The 18540-nt window shown below is 70.3% G+C and carries 19 protein-coding genes; 13 read left to right on the forward strand and 6 right to left on the reverse strand.

Annotated features, from left to right (window positions below; genetic code table 11):
• The first annotated feature begins 91 nt into the window (after window positions 1–91).
• From ACLNEE_RS02070 to ACLNEE_RS02080, 3 genes are all read left to right on the forward strand, one after another.
• A complete protein-coding gene (locus tag ACLNEE_RS02070) occupies window positions 92–397 on the forward strand; it encodes a nucleotidyltransferase domain-containing protein (protein ID WP_412006726.1) in 306 nt (101 codons plus the stop codon).
• Entirely contained in the window at window positions 394–1419 is a 1026-nt protein-coding gene (locus tag ACLNEE_RS02075) for a GDP-L-fucose synthase family protein (RefSeq protein ID WP_411422230.1), read from the forward strand. The genes ACLNEE_RS02070 and ACLNEE_RS02075 overlap by 4 nt, the downstream gene beginning before the upstream one ends.
• A 274-nt stretch (window positions 1420–1693) precedes the next feature.
• The gene (locus ACLNEE_RS02080; RefSeq protein ID WP_411422229.1) at window positions 1694–2140 is read left to right on the forward strand and encodes a hypothetical protein; all 447 of its coding nucleotides are present in this window, start codon (window positions 1694–1696) and stop codon (window positions 2138–2140) included.
• A 27-nt stretch (window positions 2141–2167) separates the two neighbouring features.
• Here ACLNEE_RS02080 and ACLNEE_RS02085 read toward each other — a convergent pair whose 3' ends face one another.
• The 3 genes from ACLNEE_RS02085 to ACLNEE_RS02095 form a co-directional block, all read right to left on the reverse strand.
• The gene (locus tag ACLNEE_RS02085) at window positions 2168–2932 is read right to left on the reverse strand and encodes a carbohydrate ABC transporter permease (RefSeq protein ID WP_411422258.1); all 765 of its coding nucleotides are present in this window, start codon (window positions 2930–2932) and stop codon (window positions 2168–2170) included.
• Window positions 2933–3022: 90 nt separating this feature from the next.
• Window positions 3023–4666, reverse strand: a complete 1644-nt coding sequence (locus ACLNEE_RS02090; protein ID WP_411422228.1) for a 2-isopropylmalate synthase — start codon at window positions 4664–4666, stop codon at window positions 3023–3025.
• Between the two features lie 97 nt (window positions 4667–4763).
• The gene (locus tag ACLNEE_RS02095) at window positions 4764–5339 is read right to left on the reverse strand and encodes a LabA-like NYN domain-containing protein (protein ID WP_411422227.1); all 576 of its coding nucleotides are present in this window, start codon (window positions 5337–5339) and stop codon (window positions 4764–4766) included.
• A 71-nt stretch (window positions 5340–5410) separates the two neighbouring features.
• Between ACLNEE_RS02095 and ACLNEE_RS02100 the strand changes: the two genes are divergently transcribed.
• Entirely contained in the window at window positions 5411–7003 is a 1593-nt protein-coding gene (locus ACLNEE_RS02100; protein WP_411422226.1) for a glycoside hydrolase family 57 protein, read from the forward strand.
• Between the two features lie 67 nt (window positions 7004–7070).
• Here the strand turns inward: ACLNEE_RS02100 and crtL are convergent, their stop codons facing one another.
• Both crtL and gyrA read right to left on the reverse strand, forming a co-directional pair.
• Complete coding sequence (crtL, locus tag ACLNEE_RS02105) at window positions 7071–8366, reverse strand: lycopene beta cyclase (protein ID WP_412006727.1); 1296 nt, start codon at window positions 8364–8366, stop codon at window positions 7071–7073.
• A gap of 55 nt (window positions 8367–8421) precedes the next feature.
• Window positions 8422–11121 carry a DNA gyrase subunit A gene (gene gyrA / locus ACLNEE_RS02110; protein ID WP_411422224.1) on the reverse strand — a complete coding sequence of 900 codons (2700 nt, stop codon included), beginning with the start codon at window positions 11119–11121 and terminating at the stop codon, window positions 8422–8424.
• 69 nt (window positions 11122–11190) lie between these two features.
• Between gyrA and ACLNEE_RS02115 the strand changes: the two genes are divergently transcribed.
• The 7 genes from ACLNEE_RS02115 to rsmD all read left to right on the forward strand — a co-directional run bounded on the left by ACLNEE_RS02115 (window position 11191) and on the right by rsmD (window position 17145).
• The gene (locus tag ACLNEE_RS02115; protein WP_411422223.1) at window positions 11191–12345 is read left to right on the forward strand and encodes a homocysteine biosynthesis protein; all 1155 of its coding nucleotides are present in this window, start codon (window positions 11191–11193) and stop codon (window positions 12343–12345) included.
• A 63-nt stretch (window positions 12346–12408) separates the two neighbouring features.
• On the forward strand, window positions 12409–13080 hold the full coding sequence (locus ACLNEE_RS02120; protein WP_412006728.1) for a CAAD domain-containing protein: 672 nt from the start codon (window positions 12409–12411) through the stop codon (window positions 13078–13080).
• Between the two features lie 44 nt (window positions 13081–13124).
• On the forward strand, window positions 13125–14288 hold the full coding sequence (locus ACLNEE_RS02125) for a GuaB3 family IMP dehydrogenase-related protein (RefSeq protein ID WP_411422221.1): 1164 nt from the start codon (window positions 13125–13127) through the stop codon (window positions 14286–14288).
• A 180-nt stretch (window positions 14289–14468) separates the two neighbouring features.
• Complete coding sequence (gene trxA / locus ACLNEE_RS02130; RefSeq protein WP_006909712.1) at window positions 14469–14792, forward strand: thioredoxin; 324 nt, start codon at window positions 14469–14471, stop codon at window positions 14790–14792.
• A 76-nt stretch (window positions 14793–14868) separates the two neighbouring features.
• Window positions 14869–15915, forward strand: coding sequence for an LOG family protein (locus ACLNEE_RS02135; RefSeq protein WP_411422220.1), 1047 nt, complete (start codon window positions 14869–14871; stop codon window positions 15913–15915).
• Window positions 15916–15931: 16 nt separating this feature from the next.
• Complete coding sequence (gene hisH / locus ACLNEE_RS02140; protein WP_411422219.1) at window positions 15932–16570, forward strand: imidazole glycerol phosphate synthase subunit HisH; 639 nt, start codon at window positions 15932–15934, stop codon at window positions 16568–16570.
• The gene (gene rsmD / locus ACLNEE_RS02145; protein ID WP_411422218.1) at window positions 16567–17145 is read left to right on the forward strand and encodes a 16S rRNA (guanine(966)-N(2))-methyltransferase RsmD; all 579 of its coding nucleotides are present in this window, start codon (window positions 16567–16569) and stop codon (window positions 17143–17145) included. Before hisH ends, rsmD begins: the two co-directional genes overlap by 4 nt.
• Before the next feature lie 5 nt (window positions 17146–17150).
• On the opposite strand, the gene petG is transcribed toward rsmD, so the two are convergent.
• On the reverse strand, window positions 17151–17264 hold the full coding sequence (petG, locus tag ACLNEE_RS02150) for a cytochrome b6-f complex subunit V (protein ID WP_411422257.1): 114 nt from the start codon (window positions 17262–17264) through the stop codon (window positions 17151–17153).
• Window positions 17265–17402: 138 nt separating this feature from the next.
• Here petG and ACLNEE_RS02155 point away from each other — a divergent pair, with 138 nt between their 5' ends.
• Together ACLNEE_RS02155 and ACLNEE_RS02160 are read left to right on the forward strand one after the other, a co-directional pair.
• Entirely contained in the window at window positions 17403–17780 is a 378-nt protein-coding gene (locus ACLNEE_RS02155) for a c-type cytochrome (RefSeq protein ID WP_412006729.1), read from the forward strand.
• On the forward strand, window positions 17777–18538 hold the full coding sequence (locus ACLNEE_RS02160; RefSeq protein ID WP_411422216.1) for an RNA methyltransferase: 762 nt from the start codon (window positions 17777–17779) through the stop codon (window positions 18536–18538). The genes ACLNEE_RS02155 and ACLNEE_RS02160 overlap by 4 nt, the downstream gene beginning before the upstream one ends.
• The last annotated feature ends 2 nt before the right edge of the window (window positions 18539–18540 follow it).

Genomic DNA, 18540 nt, shown 5'->3' on the forward strand with positions numbered 1-18540 from the left:
ACATCCGCTGGCAGCAGCGCATCGGCAACTACCGCAAGGCGCTGGAGCAGCTGCACAGGAGCCTGGAGCAACGCTTGCGGCAGGAACGCCCGTGATCGCCGGCCTCCCTGAGGCGGCCCAGATCCGGCTGCTGGATCTGGTGACAGCGCAACCACACGTGCAGGCCGTCTGGCTCTTCGGGTCCCGGGCGATGGGGCGGCACCAGCCGGGATCGGACGTGGACCTCTGCCTGGACGCACCCGCAATGACCCACAGCGATCGGCTGCGGCTGATGACCGCGGTGGATGATCTGCTTCTGCCCTGGCGCGTGGATCTGGTGCTGCAGCATGAGCTGCCCGCCGATCTGGCGGATCATGTGCAGCGCGTTGGTCACTGCCTCTGGAGACGTCATCCATGACCACCCCTTCCCTGCTGTATCCCTCCGACCGCATCTTCGTGGCGGGCCACCGCGGCATGGCCGGCGGCGCCATCGGCCGGGCGCTGCGGCGGGCCGGCTACGGCGAGACGGAGCGGGGCGGAGCGCTGCTCACCGCCAGCCGTCAGGAGCTGGATCTGCTCAATGGGGCGGCGGTGGCGCGCTGGTTCAGCGAGCAGCGGCCGGATGTGGTGGTGCTGGCGGCGGCGAAGGTGGGCGGCATCCAGGCGAACGCCACCTACCCGGCCGACTTCCTGCTCGACAACCTCAAGATCCAGAACCATGTGATCGAAACGGCCTGGCGATCCGGTGTGCGGCGGCTGCTGTTCCTGGGCAGCAGCTGCATCTACCCGAAGTTCGCCGACCAGCCGATCCGGGAGGAGGCCCTGCTCACCGGGGCGCTGGAGCCCACGAACGCGTGGTACGCGATCGCCAAGATCACCGGCATCAAGCTGGGCGAGGCGCTGCGGCTGCAGCACGGCTTCGATGCGATCAGCCTGATGCCCACCAATCTCTATGGGCCGGGCGACAACTACCACCCCACCAACAGCCACGTGCTGCCGGCGCTGATCCGCCGCTTCCACGAGGCGGCAGAGGCCGGCGCTCCGAGCGTGACCTGCTGGGGCACCGGCACGCCGCTGCGGGAATTCCTGCATGCCGACGATCTCGGCGAGGCCTGCGTGTTCGCCCTGGAGCACTGGGATCCGGCCGCCGCCGCCGCCCCCTGCGATGACGCGGGCGCACCGCTGGCGTTCCTGAATGTGGGCACGGGGGTGGATCTGAGCATCCGCGAGCTGGCGGAGGCGGTGGCGGCCGCCACGGGCTTCCGCGGCGAGATCCTCTGGGACACCACCAAGCCCGACGGCACCCCGAAGAAGCAGCTGGATGTGAGCCGGCTGGCGGCCCTGGGCTGGCGGGCCCGCATCCCCCTGGCCGAAGGCCTGCAGCAGGCGGTGGCCGCCTTCCGCAGCGAACTCGCCCGCGGCGCCGTGCGGGCGGCCTAGCCCAGGATCGCCGCCGCAGGACAGGGCATCCGCAGCGTTCAACCTGATTGACACGAGACAGTCACCAGAGCAGACGGCAGGGGAAGGCCCTGCCCCCCGGAAACGGCTCGGCGCTGCACTGCTGGGCGCTGCACTGCTGGGATGAACTGCTGCGATGAAGCCCTGGGCTCAGCCGCTGAGCCGAATCACTACAGCCTCTGGCGGGGCAAGGCATCGCCCCGGATGATCGGGCAGGATTGACGTCGCGGCCCATCACCAGCAGGAGCCCTTCTCGATGGCCCAGTCCCCCGGCGCTTCGGCGTCCAAATCCGGGTCCTTGCCCCAGCTTCCCGACTGGGTCAACTGGCTTCAGGCCGGCCTCAGCGCCCTGTTGGCCGTGCTGTTTCTCGTGCTGATCGGCAAGGCGCGCCAGCAGGGCAGCCAGATCCGCGAACTGCAGGACCGGCTTCAGGGGCTGGAGAACAGCCGGGCCCTGGAGCGCACCACCGGCCTGGAACAGCAGCTGCGCTCCACGGTGGAACGGCTGCAGGTGGTGGAGCGCAACTCCAGCCGCATCGACGTGCTCAGTGCCCAGAACGAGGCCCTCAAGGCCGAGATGCGTCGCTTGCAGCGCTCCACGTCCAGCAAGCCCCCTGAGCTCGCGCCGCTCAAGCCGGTGGTTCCCACCCCCCCGCCGGTGGCATCCCCCAATCCGGCGGCGGCTCCGGAGAACCAGCCCTGAGCCTGCAGCTTCCGCCCCTCACCCCCCTCAGCCCTTCACCGCATCGCCGGTGGCGCTCGGGAGGATGAACCGCTGCAGCGCGATGAACAGCAGCAGCACGGGCAGGATCGAGATCACCGAGCCGGCCGCCACGAGCCGCCAGTCGAGCGAGAAGCTGCTGGCGAGCTGCTGAAGGCCGAGCGGCAGGGTGTAGAGCTGCGGCTCATCGAGGATCACCAACGGCCAGAGGAAATCGCTCCAGGTGCCGATGAACACGAACATCGCCAGGGTGATCAGATCCGCCCGGGCGGCCGGAATCATCACGTTCCACCACTCCCCGAGCGGGGTGCAGCCATCGCTGCGCGCCGCCTCCTCCAGCTCCACCGGCACCCCCAGGAAGCTCTGACGCAGCAGAAAGATGCCGAAGGCTGTCGCGGCCTGGGGAATGATCAGGGCCCAGAGGGTGTTGCGCAGCCCGATCTGCACCATCAGCAGGTACAGCGGAATCATCACCACCTGGAAGGGGATCAGGATCGTGGCCACCACCAGCGCCAGCACCAGCCCACGACCGGCGAAGCGCAACCGCGCCAGCGGATAGGCCGCCAGGGAGCAGAACAGCAGGTTGGCCACCACCGCCAGCACGCTGACGATGGTGCTGTTGATCAGGTAGGTGCCGATCGGGTTGTCGGCGAACAGACGGCGGTACGCGTCCAGGCTGGGCTCAGCGGGCAGCAGGGCCGGCGGGCTGGTGAAGATGTCCTCCGCCGGTCCCTTCAGGGAGGTGCTGACCAGCCAGAGCAGCGGCACCAGCATGGCCAGGGCCACCAGCAGCAACAGCCCCAGCTGCAGCGAGGAGGCCAGCAGGGAACGGCGCGGTGCGGCAGGGTACGGGCTCACGGCGCGTCACACCCGGGGCCGGTCGGCCAGGGGCAGATCGCCCAGCTGGGGCAGGGGTGCCTTCTGGGGGTGAAGCGGCTGCTGATGGCTGCCGTTCAGCAGCCGGTTGAGGGCATTCACGAAGGCCTGGGCGGCGGCCACCACGATGTCCGTGTCGGCCGCATGGCCGGAGTAGAGCACCCCCTGGTGGCGCAACCGGATCGTCACCTCCCCCATGGCGTCGATGCCCTCGGTGACACTCTTCACCGAGAACTCCACCAGTTCGTTGGGGACCTGGGCGAGGCGGTTGAGGGCCTGACACACCGCATCCACCGGACCGGTGCCGATCGCCGCCTCGGTGATCTCGGCGCCGTCCGCTGTGATCAGGGTCACGGTGGCGGTGGGCTGCAGGCCGGTGCCGCAGCTCACCTGCACGCTCTTGAGGGTGAAGCGCCCCTCGTCGTACTGCTGCACCTGTTCACTCACGATCGCCTCGAGATCCCGGTCGGTGATCTCCCGCTTGCGGTCGGCCAGCTCCTTGAAGCGGGCGAAGGCGTCATCGAGGTCCTCCCGGGTGAGCTCGTAGCCGAGCTCCTCCAGCCGCGCCCGGAAGGCGCTGCGGCCGCTCAGCTTGCCCAGGGAGATGCGGTTGTCGGAGAGGCCGACGGTGCGCGCGTCGATGATCTCGTAGGTGAGGCGGTTCTTGAGCACCCCATCCTGGTGAATGCCGGATTCATGGGCGAAGGCGTTGGCGCCCACGATCGCCTTGTTGGGCTGCACCGCCATGCCGGTGAGGTTGCTCACCAGGCGGGAGGTCTTGGTGATCTCCTCGGTGCGCACGCCGGTGAGCGGCTCGGTGCTCTCGGGCGGCCGCCCCAGGAAGGGATTGAAGTAGCTGCGGCGCACGTGCAGCGCCATCACCAGCTCCTCGAGCGAGGCGTTGCCGGCCCGCTCGCCGATGCCGTTGATCGTGCACTCGAGCTGGCGGGCGCCGTTCTTGACGGCCTCGAGGAAGTTGGCCACGGCCAGGCCCAGGTCGTTGTGGCCGTGCACCGAAATCACGGCCTGGTCGATGTTGGGCACGTGGGCGTTGATCCCGGCGATCAGCTCGCCGAACTCCGCCGGGGTGGTGTAGCCCACCGTGTCGGGGATGTTGATCGTGGTGGCGCCGGCCTTGATCGCCGCCTCGATCACCTCATACATGAACTCCGGATCACTGCGACCGGCGTCCTCGCAGGAGAACTCCACGTCGTCCACCAGGGAGCGGGCGTAGTCGACCATGTCGCCGGTGATCGCCAGCACCTCGGCGCGGCTCTTGCGCAGCTTGTGCTCCAGGTGGATGTCGCTGGTGGCGATGAAGGTGTGGATCCGCCGGCGGACGGCCGGCGCCACGGCATCGGCACAGGCCTTGATGTCGCCGGCGGCGGCGCGGGCCAGGCCGCAGATCACCGGACCATCGGCATGGCCCACGCTCTCGGCGATGCGCTGCACGGCGTTGAAATCACCGGGGCTGGCGAACGGGAAGCCGGCCTCGATGATGTCCACCCCGAGGCGGGCCAGCTGCTGGGCGATGGCCAGCTTCTCCTCCAGGTTGAGGCTGGCGCCCGGCGACTGCTCGCCATCGCGCAGCGTGGTGTCGAAGATCAGGACACGGCCTGGGTCGCGGGCCATAACGGCGCCTCTATCCGTAGCGACTATGAGTTAATCCATTCTATGGCTTGGCCGCTCGGCCTTCCCCCGCGCCGGAGCGCTCCCAGCCTCCGGGCGATCAGACGGCCGCGGTGCGCACGAAGACGGGCTGCTGCAGCGACTCGGCCTTCTCCAGCAGCCCGCGCAGGCTGCTCAGATCCACGAAGCGATCCACCGCGTTGCGCAGTTCCCGCGCCACCATCCCCTCGGTGCTCATCAGCGTGATCCGCAGCCCCTGGGCCCGCAGCACCTCCACCAGCCGGTCCAGGTCCCGGCTGCCGCTCAGCAGCCAGACCTCGTCGGTGCGGGGGGCCACCGTCAGCAGGTCGACGGCGATCTCCACATCCAGGTTGGCCCGCACGAACTGGCGCTGCTCGGAATCCGCGGCAGCCGCCCCCAGCTCCCGCAGGGGGCGGGTCCGCACCGTGAAGCCCAGGCTGGTGAGGGCATCGCGGAAGGGCCGCTGGTCGGATGGATCCTTCAGCCCCGCGTACCAGAACGCTCCGGCCAGCTCCAGCCCGGGCTGGGAGCTCGCATGGGCCAGCAGACGGCGGGGATCGAAGAACCAGCCCAGCTTCTGCTGGGCATAGAACATGCTGTGCCCGTCCACGGCCACGACCAGCTGCAGGGGGCGATGGGCGGCACGGGTCTCCATGGCTTGAGCGTAGGGCGGTGAGCGGGGGGCTTCGGGGACTGCGCCTAAAGTGATCCGACTGCGGGAAGGCCATGGCCACCGGGGATCTGGCCCTCGTCCTGCACGCTCACCTTCCGTATGTCCGCTCCGGGGAGCCCGGCTCCCTGGAGGAAGACTGGTATTTCCAGGCCCTGCAGGAGTGTTACCTGCCCCTGCTGGCGGTGCTCGAGGCCGCCGCGCAGGATCGTCGCCAGCAGCCGCGCCTCACCCTGGGGCTCTCCCCCACCCTGCTGAGCCTGCTGGGGGACACCGAGCTCAACGCCCGCTTTCTCGCCTGGCTGGAACAGCGCCTGCAGCTGCTGGTGCAGGCGCCCGAATCCCACGCCGGGGCCGCCATGGCCCTCACCCGTCAGCTGGAGGGTGTCATCCGCCAGTGGGAGGCGTGCCGGGGCCTGCTGGTGCCCCGCTTCCGCCAGCTCGAGCAGCTGGGGGTGCTGGACCTGATCACCTGCGGCGCCACCCACGGCTACCTGCCCCTGCTGCGGCAGGTGCCGGAGGCGGTGCGGGCCCAGCTGCTGAACGCGGTGCGGGAGCACGAGCGCCAGCTCGGGGCGCGGCCCCTCGGGATCTGGTTGCCGGAGTGCGCCTACTACGAGGGGCTCGACCAGCAGCTCGCCGCCTGCGGCCTGCGCTACACGGTGCTGGACGGCCACGGCCTGCTGCACGCCCTGCCCCGCCCGCGCTACGGGGTGTTCGCCCCGATCTGCTCCCCCACCGGCGTGGCCTTCTTCGGTCGGGATGGCAACGCCACCCTGCCGGTCTGGAGCGCCCGGGAGGGCTACCCCGGTGACGGGGTCTACCGCGAATTCCATCGCGACCTGGGCTGGGATCTGCCTCAGGAGCGTCTGCAGGAGGTGGGGATCACCAGCCCCAGGCCCCTGGGTCTGAAGCTGCATCGCGTCACCGGCCAGGGCTGTCCCCTGGATCAGAAGCAGCCCTACGACCCGGAGGCCGCGGCCATGCGGGTGGAGGAGCATGCCCAGGCCTACCTGGAGGGCAGGCGGCAGGAACTGGCCGGCCTGAGCCATTCGATGGCCCAGCCGCCCCTGCTCGTCGCCCCCTTCGATGCCGAGCTGTTCGGCCACTGGTGGTTTGAGGGGCCCCAGTTCCTGGCGGCCCTGTTCCGCCAGGCGGAAGCGGCCGAGGTGCAGCTGGTCAGCCTGCGGGAGGTGCTCGCCCGGGACCGGACCCTGCAGGTCTGCCGCCCCTCGCCCAGCAGCTGGGGCCAGGGCGGCTACCACACCTACTGGTTGAACGACACCAACGCCTGGGTGGTGCCCCAGTGGCAGCGCGCCTCCCGGGCCATGGTCAGCCGGGTCAACCGCGGGGTTCGCACGGCCCTCCAACGCCAGCTGCTCACCCAGGCCGGACGGGAACTGCTGCTCGCCCAGAGCTCCGACTGGAGCTTCATCCTGCGGGCCGGCACCACCACCGACCTGGCCCGCCAGCGGATCGAACGCCACCTCGACCGCTTCTGGCGGCTCATGGATGCCATCGATCGCGGCACGGCCCTGCCCGAGGGCTGGCTGCAGGCCGTGCAGCGCGAGGATGGCCTCTTCCCCGCCCTGAACGCCGCCGACTGGGTCAGCCTCCCCAGCGCTGCCGACCTGAAGGCGTCCACCTGAGGTCGTTCAGCTGAGGTCGTTCACCAGCCTCGGCCTCACCGGCTTCAGGGGGTTCAGCGGCGCTGGCTCAGGGACGCCACAGCCGGGCGAGCATCCCCAGCTCCCGCCCCTGCATGCCCATCAGGCCCCAGCGCACCCCGGCGGGGGCCGTGGCGAACAGGCGCACCATCGCCGCCAGCAGGGCGGGCAGGGTGAGGGTGTTGGACAGGAAGCCGTACCACTGCTCGGCCGGCAGGGCAAAGAAACTCGCAAAGAAGGCCCGCAGCTGGGGTGCCTCGAAGCGCATCAGCTTCTCCAGGCCGAACTGGTAGAGGGCCTGCTTGCGCCGCAGCTCCAGGGGCCAGAGCGCGTGCCATCCGGCGGCCGCCAGCGCGGCCGGTGACGCGTGGGGATCGGCCAGGGCTGCCGCCACAGCCCGGGCCAGGCCGGGTGCCCGCCGCAGCAGGGAGCCCACCAGGTAGCCCGAGGCCGGATGGACCATGGACGCCGAGCCACCGAAGGCCAGCACGGGCTGATCCAGATCAGGCAGCGCCAGGTTCATCGGAAAGAGGCACCATTCCTCGTGCTCCACCGCCGTGATCGTGATGCCGCGGTGGGTCAGCCGTTGCGCGAGCCGTGCCTTGAGGGTCTCGAAGGGCAGGGGGGGCGCCAGCGCCAGCGAGGTCTCCTCCACAAAGAAGCAGCCCTCCCCCAGATCCATGGCATACAGAAAGGACGGGGGCTCCAGCCGCTGCTCAGGCGTCAGATGATCGCTGCGGTAATCCATCAGCACGAACTGCCGGGGGCCCACCGGCGGGTCACTGAAGCGACCCACCACGCCGTAGGCCGCCTGTCCGGCCACCGGCCCGCGGTCGGGGCGGCGGATGAACGCGGCCTCGTGGCCACTGGCATCGATCACCAGGCGCGCCTGCAGCACACGGCCATCGGCGCTGGTCACCGCGCAGCTGCCGCCGGGGCTGGCCGCCCCGGCCGGGCCGTCGAACCCGATCGCCGTCGCCCGCCCCCGCACCCAGGCGACCCCGGCGGCTTCGGCCTGGGCCAGCCAGTGGGCCTGCAGCCCGTGCTTGTCGAACAGGCCGTAGTCGCGGCCGTGGACCGTCGGCCGGTTGGCCGGCGCGGCGGGATCGGCATCGCCCGCACCGAAGTAGCTGACGGTGTCCTTCCAGCGGTGCTCCAGCAGATGCCCCAGACCGAGGGCGTCCACCTCATCGCCCCAGATGCCATAGGTGTTGGGCCAGGGAGCCGCGGGATCCCCCAGCGACAGCACGGTCACCGCCAGCCCTTCGGCGCCGAGCGCCGCCGTGATCGCCAGGGCGGCCGGGCCCGCCCCGATCACCAGCACGTCGCTCATCGATGCCGGCATGCAGGCCGGGCGGCGGGGTTCAGGGCCCGGCCCACCTCACCTCTGCTCCGCAGCATCAGGCGGACTCGGTGGATGCCGTGGGCGCCGATTCCGCCCCACTGAGTTCGTCGGCCTCCTCCTCCTCCGGTGGCGCCGGCGGAACCAGCACGACCTCCACCAGCCGATCCCCGGCATCGAGGCGCTGCAGGCGCACCCCGGTGGCCGCTCTGGATTGCTGGGGGATCGCATCCGCCTGGGTGCGCACGATGACGCCCTTCTCGCTCACGAGCAGCAGTTCCTCGCCCGCCCCCAGCACCTTGAGGCCCACGAGCACATCCCCCTCGCGGCGGAACTTGATCGCCCGCAGCCCCATGCCGGCCCGCTTCTGGAGACGGAACTGATCAACGGGCACCCGCTTGCCCAGACCGCTGGCACTGGCCACCAGCACCCAGGGCCCCTCGCTGGGGGTCACCTCCTCCCCGTCGCCGGCTTCGGTGCCCTCGCCTGCCTCGGCGCTGGCCTCCTCCTCCTCGAGGGCCGAGACCTCGGCCGCGAGCTGGCTGTTCGCCACCCGATCCGCCAGGTCGGCCGAGAGCACATCCATGCTCACGAGCTGATCCCCCGGGCGAAGGTTCATGGCGCGCACACCCCGGGCGGTGCGGCCCAGGGGGCGCAACTCCTCATCACTGAGGCGGAAGTGAATCGTCATCCCCTTGAGGGAGCCGATCAGCACACTGTCGCCAGGCTGGGCCAGGCGAACCCAGCGGAGATCGTCACCTTCCTCCAGGGAAATGGCGATCAGCCCGTTGGAGCGGATGTTGGCGAAGGCCGAGAGCCGGGTGCGCTTGATGTAGCCGCCGCTGGTGAGCATCACCAGCACCGCATCCTCGGTGAACGCAGTCACGGCCTGGAGCGAGGTGATCTGCTCCTCCCGGGGGATCGGCAGCAGCTGCACGATCGGCGTGCCCTTGGCGGCGCGGCTGCAGATCGGCACCCGGTAGGCCGGCACCGCATAGACCACGCCACGATCACTGAACAGCAACAGGTTGTCGTGGTCGTTGCAGCTGATGAACAGCCGCACGGCCTCCTCCCCCTGGCTGCGGGTGCCGGCCTTGCCCCGGGTGCCGCGGCTGGTGGCCTCGAACTCGCTCACGGGCATGCGCTTGAGATAGCCGGTTTCGGTGAGCAGCACGACGGATCGCTCGTTGGCGATCAGGTCGATGTCTTCCAGCCCGCCCTCGAGATCGAGGATCTCCGTGCGCCTCGGCGAGTCGTAGCGGGTCCGGATCGCCACCAGCTCCTCGGTGATGATCCCGAACACCCGCTCCCGCCGCGCCAGGATGTCCTTGTAATCGGTGATCTTGGCCAGCAGATCCTCGTGTTCCAGCCGGATCTTGTCGGCCTCCAGGGCCGTGAGCCGCCGCAACTGCATCTGCAGGATGGCGTCAGCCTGGATGTCGGTGAGGCCGAACTGGGCGATCAGTTCGGTGCGGGCGGTGGCGGTGTCGGCGGCGGCCCGGATCAGGGCGATGATCGCATCCAGACTCTCGAGCGCGATCAGCAGGCCGAGCAGGATGTGGTCGCGCTCCTCGGCCTTGCGCAGCAGATAGCGGGTGCGGCGCTCGATCGTCTCGACCCGGAAGTCGAGAAACACCTCCAGCATCTTGCGCAGGGTGAGCAGCACCGGCTCGCCCTTGACCAGGGCCAGCATGTAGGCGCTGAAGTTGTTCTGCAGGGGGGTGAGCTTGAACAGGTTGTTGAGAACGACCTGGGGATAGGCATCCCGCCTAAGCTCGATCACGATCCGCATGCCATCGCGGTCGGACTCATCCCGGATGTCGGCGATCCCCTCAAGCTTCTTGTCATTGACGAGCTCGGCGATCCGTTCGATCAGCGAGGCCTTGTTGGTCTGGAAGGGCAGTTCCGTGATGATCACCGCATCCCGGTCAGGCCGGCCCTTGGCCTCGATCGTCTCCACCGAGGCCACACCACGCATGGTGACCGAGCCGCGGCCGGTGCTGTAGGTCTCCCGGATGCCGCGGCGACCCAGGATCTGACCGCCGGTGGGGAAGTCCGGGCCGGGGATGATCGCCAGCAGGCGTTGATCATCCAGATCGGGATCTTCAATCAGGGCCAGCAGGCCATCGATCAGTTCGGTGAGGTTGTGGGGCGGGATGTTGGTCGCCATCCCGACGGCAATCCCCGTGGACCCGTTCAGCAGCAGCTGGGGGATGCGGGCGGGCATCACCGTGGGTTCCTGCTGGGATCCGTCGAAGTTGTCCGCGAAGTCGACCGTCTCGGCTTCGATGTCCTCCAGCAGGGCATCCGTGGTCAGCGCCTGGAGGCGCGACTCGGTGTAACGCATGGCGGCCGGCGGATCGCCATCGACCGATCCGAAGTTGCCATGCCCATCCACCAGGGGAAGGCGCATGTTGAAGTCCTGCGCCATGCGCACCAACGCGTCATAGACCGCGGTGTCACCGTGGGGGTGGTACTTACCGAGGACTTCACCCACGACGCGGGCGCACTTGCGGTAGGGGCGATCACTGGTGAGCCCCAGCTCATACATCGCATAGAGGATGCGGCGATGCACGGGCTTGAGTCCATCGCGGGCATCGGGCAGCGCCCGTCCCACGATCACGCTCATCGCATACTCCAGATAGGAGCGCGACATCTCGTTGCGAAGGTCGGTCTGGATGATCCGTGAATCGCCGTTCGAACCGGAATCACCGGCGCCGGAATCACCGGGATTGTTCGGTCCGGTGGGATCCGCCATGCAGGACAACCTTCAACCGGGTCATTCTATCGACAGCTCCGCACGCGGTTCCGATCCGCCGCCGCGCCGATGACGCCACCTCCCCGCAGCGAAGCCGGGCTGCGCCAACGCCAGGAGCGGGGTGAACTGCGGGTGCTCACGGCGGCCCACTACCGGGCCCTCGTGGCGCGGGAGGGCCTGGCCGCGGCCTATGCCGCCACCGATGTGGTGGTGGCGGCGGATGCGGGCTTCACGGACCAGGCCAGCCTGCAGCTCTCCCTGGGCCCCTGCGACCCACCGATCCGGCTGCGGACTGTGCAGCTGGGGGGGGTGAACGGGCTGGCCAGCGGCGGCAGCGGCGAGCTGGTGCTGCCGATCGGCGGCGCCGCGACCGAGCGGGAGGGGCCCAGCGGAGCCCGGCTGCTCGGTGCCCTCCTCGCCGGCAGGAGCGTGCCCCTGGCCGCCGGCGGGGAAGCCACCCCGCTGCATCCGCGGCGGGAGTTGCACACCGACCTCAGCCTGGAGCGCATCGCAGCGGGTCGTCTGCTGCTCCATCGCGCCATCGGCGAGAACGGGATCGTGGCGGTGAGCAGCGCGCCGGAGCTTTGCCACAGCCCGCTCGGCCCGCTGCTGGGCCCCTTCACCACGGCCCTCTACAGCTGCGGAGGCCCCGGCAGCATCGGCCTCACCATGCCCGGCCTGCACCTGCTCGGTCCAGGCTCGCCGGTGCTGGTGGGCGGAGCCATCGGCTGGGTGATCGGCAGCGGCAGCGGCCATCAACCCGAGCCCAGGCGACAGCCCAGCGGTCATGCCCGCACCCCCGGAGCCGTGGCGGCCGTGGCCGTGGACCTGCATGGCCTGGATGGTCGCTGGCTGCGGCCCTGTTTCTTCGAGGGGCATGGCCATGCCCTGCTCGTGGCGATCGCCGCCCCGGTGCCCCTGCTCGACCCCACGGTGGCCCGTCAGGCCGCCGCCGGCCCGGAGCAGCTGGAAGCGCCGGTGCTCGACCTGGCGATCCCGCGACGGGTCAAGCCGTCCCTGGGAACGGCCTCCTATGCCGATCTGCTGCACGGCGACCTGACGGTCGGCGGGCGTTCCCTGCGCTGTGCGCCGGCCCACAGCCCTCGCCTGGCGCAGGAGGTCGCCGAGGACCTGGTGCAGCGCCTGAGCTCCGGCACCTTCCCGTTGCGCCTGCCCGGCCTGCCGCTGGGTGGACGCCCCGCACTGGTTCCCCTCGATCCCTGAGGGTCCCGGGAATCACGCTTAAGCTCCCGGCCAGCCACCCCCCTGCCCCGGGTCCACTGCGCCATGGCCGACGACAACCTTGCCGCCGACAGCCGTCCCGAAGCCAGCCTTCCGGAGGAGAAGCCGCCCGTGGACGGCCGACCAGCGGACGGCCAGCCGAACCTGAGCGGCCAGGAGGAGGCCGCCCCCCAGGATCCCGTCGGCGCGTCCAGCGCGGAGCCGCAACCCGTCCAGCTGGCGTCCCCCGAGCGGGCGACCCCTGAGCCGGAGCCCTCCACGCCCGAGCCCACCGCCGCAGCCCCCGCCGCAGCCCCGGCCGCGGCCCCAGCCGAGCAGCCCCCCGCTGAGGTCCCCGGCGTGGCCGCCACGGTCACCGTTCCGCCGCGGGAAGGGGCGACGCCTCCGCCCGGCGACGGCGAAGGGGGCGAATGGGACCTCCTCACCGGCAAGGTGCGCGACTGGCTGGCCAGCGGCCGGCTGCAGGAGACCTGGCAGCAGGCCCGCACCCCCCTCACCGCCCTGCTGGCGGTCGTGGCGGTCGTGCTGGTCCTGCGCATCTACGCATCCCTGCTGGCCGCCCTCGACGGACTCCCCCTGGTGCCCCGGCTGCTGGAGCTGATCGGCATCATCTGGCTGCTGCGCCATGGCCTGCCCCGGCTGCTGCGCAGCAGCGAGCGCCAGCAGATCCTCGACGATCTGAACCGCCGCTGGCAGGCCTTCCTGGGCCGCGGTTGAGCGTCGCACCGGTTGATAGCTTGGCCCGAATACGTCTGTTTCCGGTGGACATCCAGCTCGGCCGCTCCCGCAACGTTCGTCGCGCCTACGGGATCGACGAGATTGCCCTGGTGCCCGGCGGCCGCACGGTTGACCCCTCCGTCACCGACAGCACCTGGAGCCTCGGCGGTGTGACCCGCGAGATCCCGATCATCGCCAGCGCCATGGACGGGGTGGTGGATGTCGGGATGTGCGTCGAGCTCACCCGGCAGGGCGCGCTCGGGGTGCTGAACCTCGAGGGTGTCCAGTGCCGCTACGACGATCCCAACCCGGTGCTGGATCGCATCGCCGCGGTCGGCAAGGAAGAGTTCGTGCCGCTGATGCAGGAGCTCTACAGCCAGCCGGTGCGGGAAGACCTGATCCGCAAGCGGATCGCCCAGATCAAGGAGCAGGGCGGCATTGCCGCGGTGAGCGCCACCCCGGTGGCGGCCATCCGGTTCGGGCGCGCGATCGCCGAAGCGGGTGCCGACCTCTTCTTCGTGCAGGCCACCGTGGTGAGCACGGAGCACATCGGGCCGGAAGGGCAGGAGACCCTGGACCTCGAGGCCCTCTGCCGGGATTTCGGCGTTCCCGTGGTGATCGGCAACTGCGTCACCTACGAGGTGGCCCTCAAGCTGATGCGGGCGGGTGCCGCCGGCGTGATGGTGGGCATCGGCCCGGGTGCCGCCTGCACCAGCCGGGGCGTCCTCGGCATCGGCATCCCCCAGGCCACCGCGGTGGCCGACTGCGCCGCCGCCCGGGATGACCATGCCCGCGAGAGCGGCACCTACGTGCCGGTGATCGCCGACGGTGGGATCGTCACCGGTGGCGACATCTGCAAATGCCTGGCCTGCGGCGCCGACGCCGTGATGATCGGCTCGCCGATCGCCAGGGCCGCCGAGGCCCCGGGCCGGGGCTTCCACTGGGGCATGGCCACCCCGAGTCCGGTGCTCCCCCGCGGCACCCGCATCAAGGTGGGCACCACCGGCAGCCTGGAGAAGATCCTGCGCGGCCCGGCCAGCCTCGACGACGGCACCCAGAACCTGCTCGGCTGCATCCGCACCTCGATGGGCACGCTGGGGGCCCGCAACCTCAGGGAGATGCAGCAGGTGGAGGTCATCGTGGCCCCCTCGCTGCTCACCGAGGGCAAGGTGTACCAGAAAGCCCAGCAACTGGGCATGGGCAAGTAAGTCCTACCAAGTAAGCCCTACATTGAAACCGTGGGGGCTTCACGGCTCACACACTCCTCACACCCTCCGGCCCGGCACGTCCGGGCCTTCTGTCTTTAACGCCCTGCAACGCTTGGCTGGTCTGCCGAGAGGAGGGCGGAGCACCCTTGCTAGATTGCCACAACCCCGATCACCACAAGGATGTCCAGCGCTGCCGCTGTCACCGACGCCTCCTTCGAGCAAGACGTGCTCAAGAGTGACGTGCCCGTGCTGGTTGATTTCTGGGCTCCCTGGTGCGGCCCCTGCCGGATGGTGGCCCCCATTGTGGACGAGATCGCCAAGGAGTTCGAAGGCCAGATCAAGGTCTTCAAGCTGAACACCGACGAAAATCCCAACGTCGCCAGCCAGTACGGCATCCGCAGCATCCCCACCCTGATGGTGTTCAAGGGCGGCCAGAAGGTCGACACGGTGGTCGGAGCCGTTCCCAAGACCACCCTCTCCGGCACCATCACCAAATACCTCTGAGCCTTCCATCGCCGAGCCCCTTCCCCTGAACGGCCGCCCAGCGGCCATCAGCCAGCCGTCCAGCCGGGGGGGCGGCGTGAGTCCGGTTCAGGCCCTCGCCGAGGTGCTCGTCGGTCACCCCCAACGGCGGGTGATCGACCGAGCCCTCGTCTCCCTGCTGGAGATCTGCCGCAGCGAGCAGGAACCCGAGGCCTGGCGCATCGTCAGTGGCACCCTCGCGGACATCAGCGAGGCCCTCGGGGTGTTTCGGCCCCGGCGGGACATCCGCAAGGTCACGGTGTTCGGCTCGGCCAGGACCGTCAGCACCGACCCCAGTTACCTTCTGGCCGAAGAACTGGCCCGGGAAGCCGTCGCCGCCGGCTTCGAGGTGATCACCGGCGCCGGTGCGGGCATCATGGAGGCCGCCAACCGGGGAGCCGGCTGCGAGAACAGCATCGGCCTGAACGTCGATCTCCCCTTCGAGCAGCATCCGAACCCGATTGTCAGCAGCTGCGAGGGGAGACTGCTGCACTTTCGCTACTTCTTCACCCGCAAGCTCTTCTTTCTGCGGGAAAGCGACGCGCTCGTGGTGCTGCCCGGCGGCTTCGGCACCCTCGATGAGCTCTACGAATCCCTCACCCTGATTCAGACCGGCCGCACCCCGCCCATGCCGCTGGTGCTGCTGGCCCCGGAGGGCGATCCCTTCTGGCTGGGCTGGGAGGAGAAGAGTCTCACCGTCATGCGGGAGCGGGGCCTCGTCTCCCCCGAGGACAGTTCCCTGCTGTTCCTCACCCACAGCGCCCGGGAGGCCATGGCCCAGATCCGCCGCTTCTACCGGGTCTTCCATGCCGCGGAACTGCAGAGCGATCGGGTCGAACTGATGCTCAACCTGCCGATCCCGCCCGAGGCCCTCGACCAGCTGAACCGGGAGTTTGACGATCTGGTTGACGAGGGGGCGATCCAGGCGGCCGAGACCAGTGATGAGAACGGCTTCCTGCGTCCCTGCCTGCGCTTTCACTTCGACAAGCGGCGGATGGGACGGCTCTACCAGCTGATCGACCGGCTCAACCGACTGGAGCTGCCGCACTGCGAAGCCCTGGAGTCGAGCGGCCAGCGCAGCGGCAGCTCCGCCACCGTGGTCTGACCCCACCCGCCAGGACATGAAGCGCATCGGCCTGATCGATTACGGCATGGGCAACCTGCACTCGGTGCAGCGGGCCTTCGAGCGGCTCCAGGCCACGGTGATCCCCGTCCATGACGCGGCGGCGATGGAGCCGTGCGAGGCCCTGGTGCTTCCCGGCGTGGGTGCCTTCGACCCCGCCATGGCGCGGCTGGAGAGCAGCGGCCTGGCCGACGCGACCCGCTCCTGGTGCGACGCCGGCCGGCCCCTGCTGGGGATCTGCCTGGGGCTGCAGCTGTTGTTCGAAGCGAGCGATGAGGGCGTGGCCAGGGGCCTGGGACTGCTCGCCGGCCGCGTCCGGGCCCTGCCGCGCACGCCGGGCCATCCCATTCCCCACATGGGCTGGGAGCCGCTGCTGCCCGCCACCCCGAGCCCCCTGCTGCCGGCGGGATCTCCCGAAGCCTGGGTCTATTTCGTCCATTCCTATGCGGCCGATCCCACCGATCCGGCCTGCACCACCGCCCGGGTGGACTTCGCGGGCCAGGCCATCACGGCAGCTGTCTGGCAGGGGGAGATCGGCGCCTGCCAGTTCCACCCCGAGAAGTCCGGAGCGGCCGGCCAGGCCCTGCTGCAGCGCTGGCTGCACTGGCTGGATCAGCGGCAGGAGCCCGGCGCGTGACCCTGCGGCTGAGTGGAGGCCGCCGACTGCAGAGTCCACCGGGTGAGCGGGCTCGCCCCACCGCCTCGCGGGTGCGGCTGGCGGTGATGAACCTCCTGGCGGACAGGCTTCCCGGCTGTCGCTGGCTGGACCTCTGCAGCGGCAGCGGGGTGATGGCCTGTGAGGCGTTGCAGCGGGGCGCCGGTCGGGTGGTGGCGATTGAACAGGATCGCCGCATCGCCGCCGTGGCCCGGGCCAACCTGGCGATGGTGGAGCGGGGGCTGGGCCAGCCGGGGCACGCCGAGCTCCACTGCGGCGAAGTGGTCCGCTGGTTGCGGCGGGGCTGCAGCGGGGAAGGGTTCGACATTGCCTACGCCGACCCGCCCTATGCCGCCGGGCTGTACGGAACGATCGCCGACGCCCTGCTGGCCGGTGGCTGGCTGAGGCCCGGTGGCCTGCTGCTGTGGGAGTGTGCCAGCAGGACCCCTCCCCCGGTGCCGGCGGGCTGGCAGGCCGTGGATCGCCGCCGTTACGGCAGCTCGAGCCTGGTCCTGCTCACGGCGGCCCCGTCGGGGACCAGCCCTGGGGAGGACTGAGCGCCTCAGGCGTCGAGCACGCTGCCGCGCCGATACTGGTTCCAGGCCGCCACGAACAGCCCCACCAGCGTGACGGGAATCAGACCGAGCACGATGCCGCAGAGCAGGGGTTCGATCATGGGAGGCGCCGGACGTCGATCAGGGCACAATTCTTCCATGCCCAGCGCCGCATCCGCAGCCCAGCCTCTCCCTCTGTGATCCTGGATCCTGGTCTCCTGTGAACCTTCCCCTGTGACCGCTGCCCTGTGAGCGCCGAGATGAACGGCCAGATCGCCCAGCCCGCCATCCCCCGAGGCCTGGTCGCCGCCCTGGTGCTGGCGGCCGCCGCGGCCTGCATCGTGGTGGTGATCCTGGTCCTGCCGGCCGCCCGGACTGATCCCTACACGCGCCGCACCCTGGAGCTCAGCGGTTCGGTGGAGCACGGGGCGCGTCTGTTCCGGCTCAACTGCGCCGGCTGCCACGGGATCGCGGCCCAGGGCCTGGTCGGGCCCGACCTGCACGGGGTGTCCCAGCGCAGGAACCAGCGCCAGCTGATCCAGCAGGTGGTGAGCGGCCGCACCCCTCCCATGCCCCGTTTCCAGCCGGAGCCCCAGGCGATGGCTGACCTGCTGGCCTACCTGAACGGCCTGGTGTGAGCGGCGCCCTGGTGGTGGTGCTGGTCGAGCCGGCCGGCCCGCTCAATGTCGGCAGCGTCGCCCGCCTCTGCGCCAACTTCGCGGTGCAGCAGCTGCGCCTGGTGGCCCCCCGCTGTGACCATCTGGGGGAGGAGGCCTGCCGGATGGCCGTGCACGGCCGGAACATGCTCGAAACGGCGCGCCTGTTTCCCGACCTGGCCGCGGCGCTGGCTGACTGCCAGAGGGTCGTGGCCACCAGCGGCCGCCGGGATGGCGAGCCCCTGCCGCTGCTGCCTGCCGATCAGGCGCTGGCCTGGCTGGCGGCGTCCCGGGAGGACAGCCCCGTGGCGCTGGTCTTCGGCCGGGAGGACCGGGGGCTGAGCAACGGCGAGCTGCTCCAGGCCGGCCGCCTGCTGGCCCTGCAGACCGCCGGGAGTTACCGCTCGCTGAACCTCTCCCATGCCGTGGCGGTGGTGCTCCACGCCTGGCATGGTCTGGGGCCGGTCGCTGGGGCAGGGCCCACGCCGGAGTCGCCTGAACCCAGCCGTCGCGGTCCGCTCGAGGCCCTGCTGGCCGATGCCGAGGCCCTGCTGCTGGAGGCGGGCTTCCTCTACCCCCACACCGCCGAGGCCCGGATGGCCAAGGTCCGCCGGCTGCTGCAGCGCGGCCAGGTCAGCGGCGAGGAGGTGGCGCTGTTGCGGGGCATGGTGCGCCAGCTCCGCTGGGCCAGCCGTCGGGGCGCCAACCCCGAAGGCGGCAGCGGCCCCGACCCCTCTTAGCG

It is taken from the genome of Aphanothece stagnina RSMan2012 (assembly GCF_046764815.1).
Taxonomy (GTDB): domain Bacteria; phylum Cyanobacteriota; class Cyanobacteriia; order PCC-6307; family Cyanobiaceae; genus NIES-981.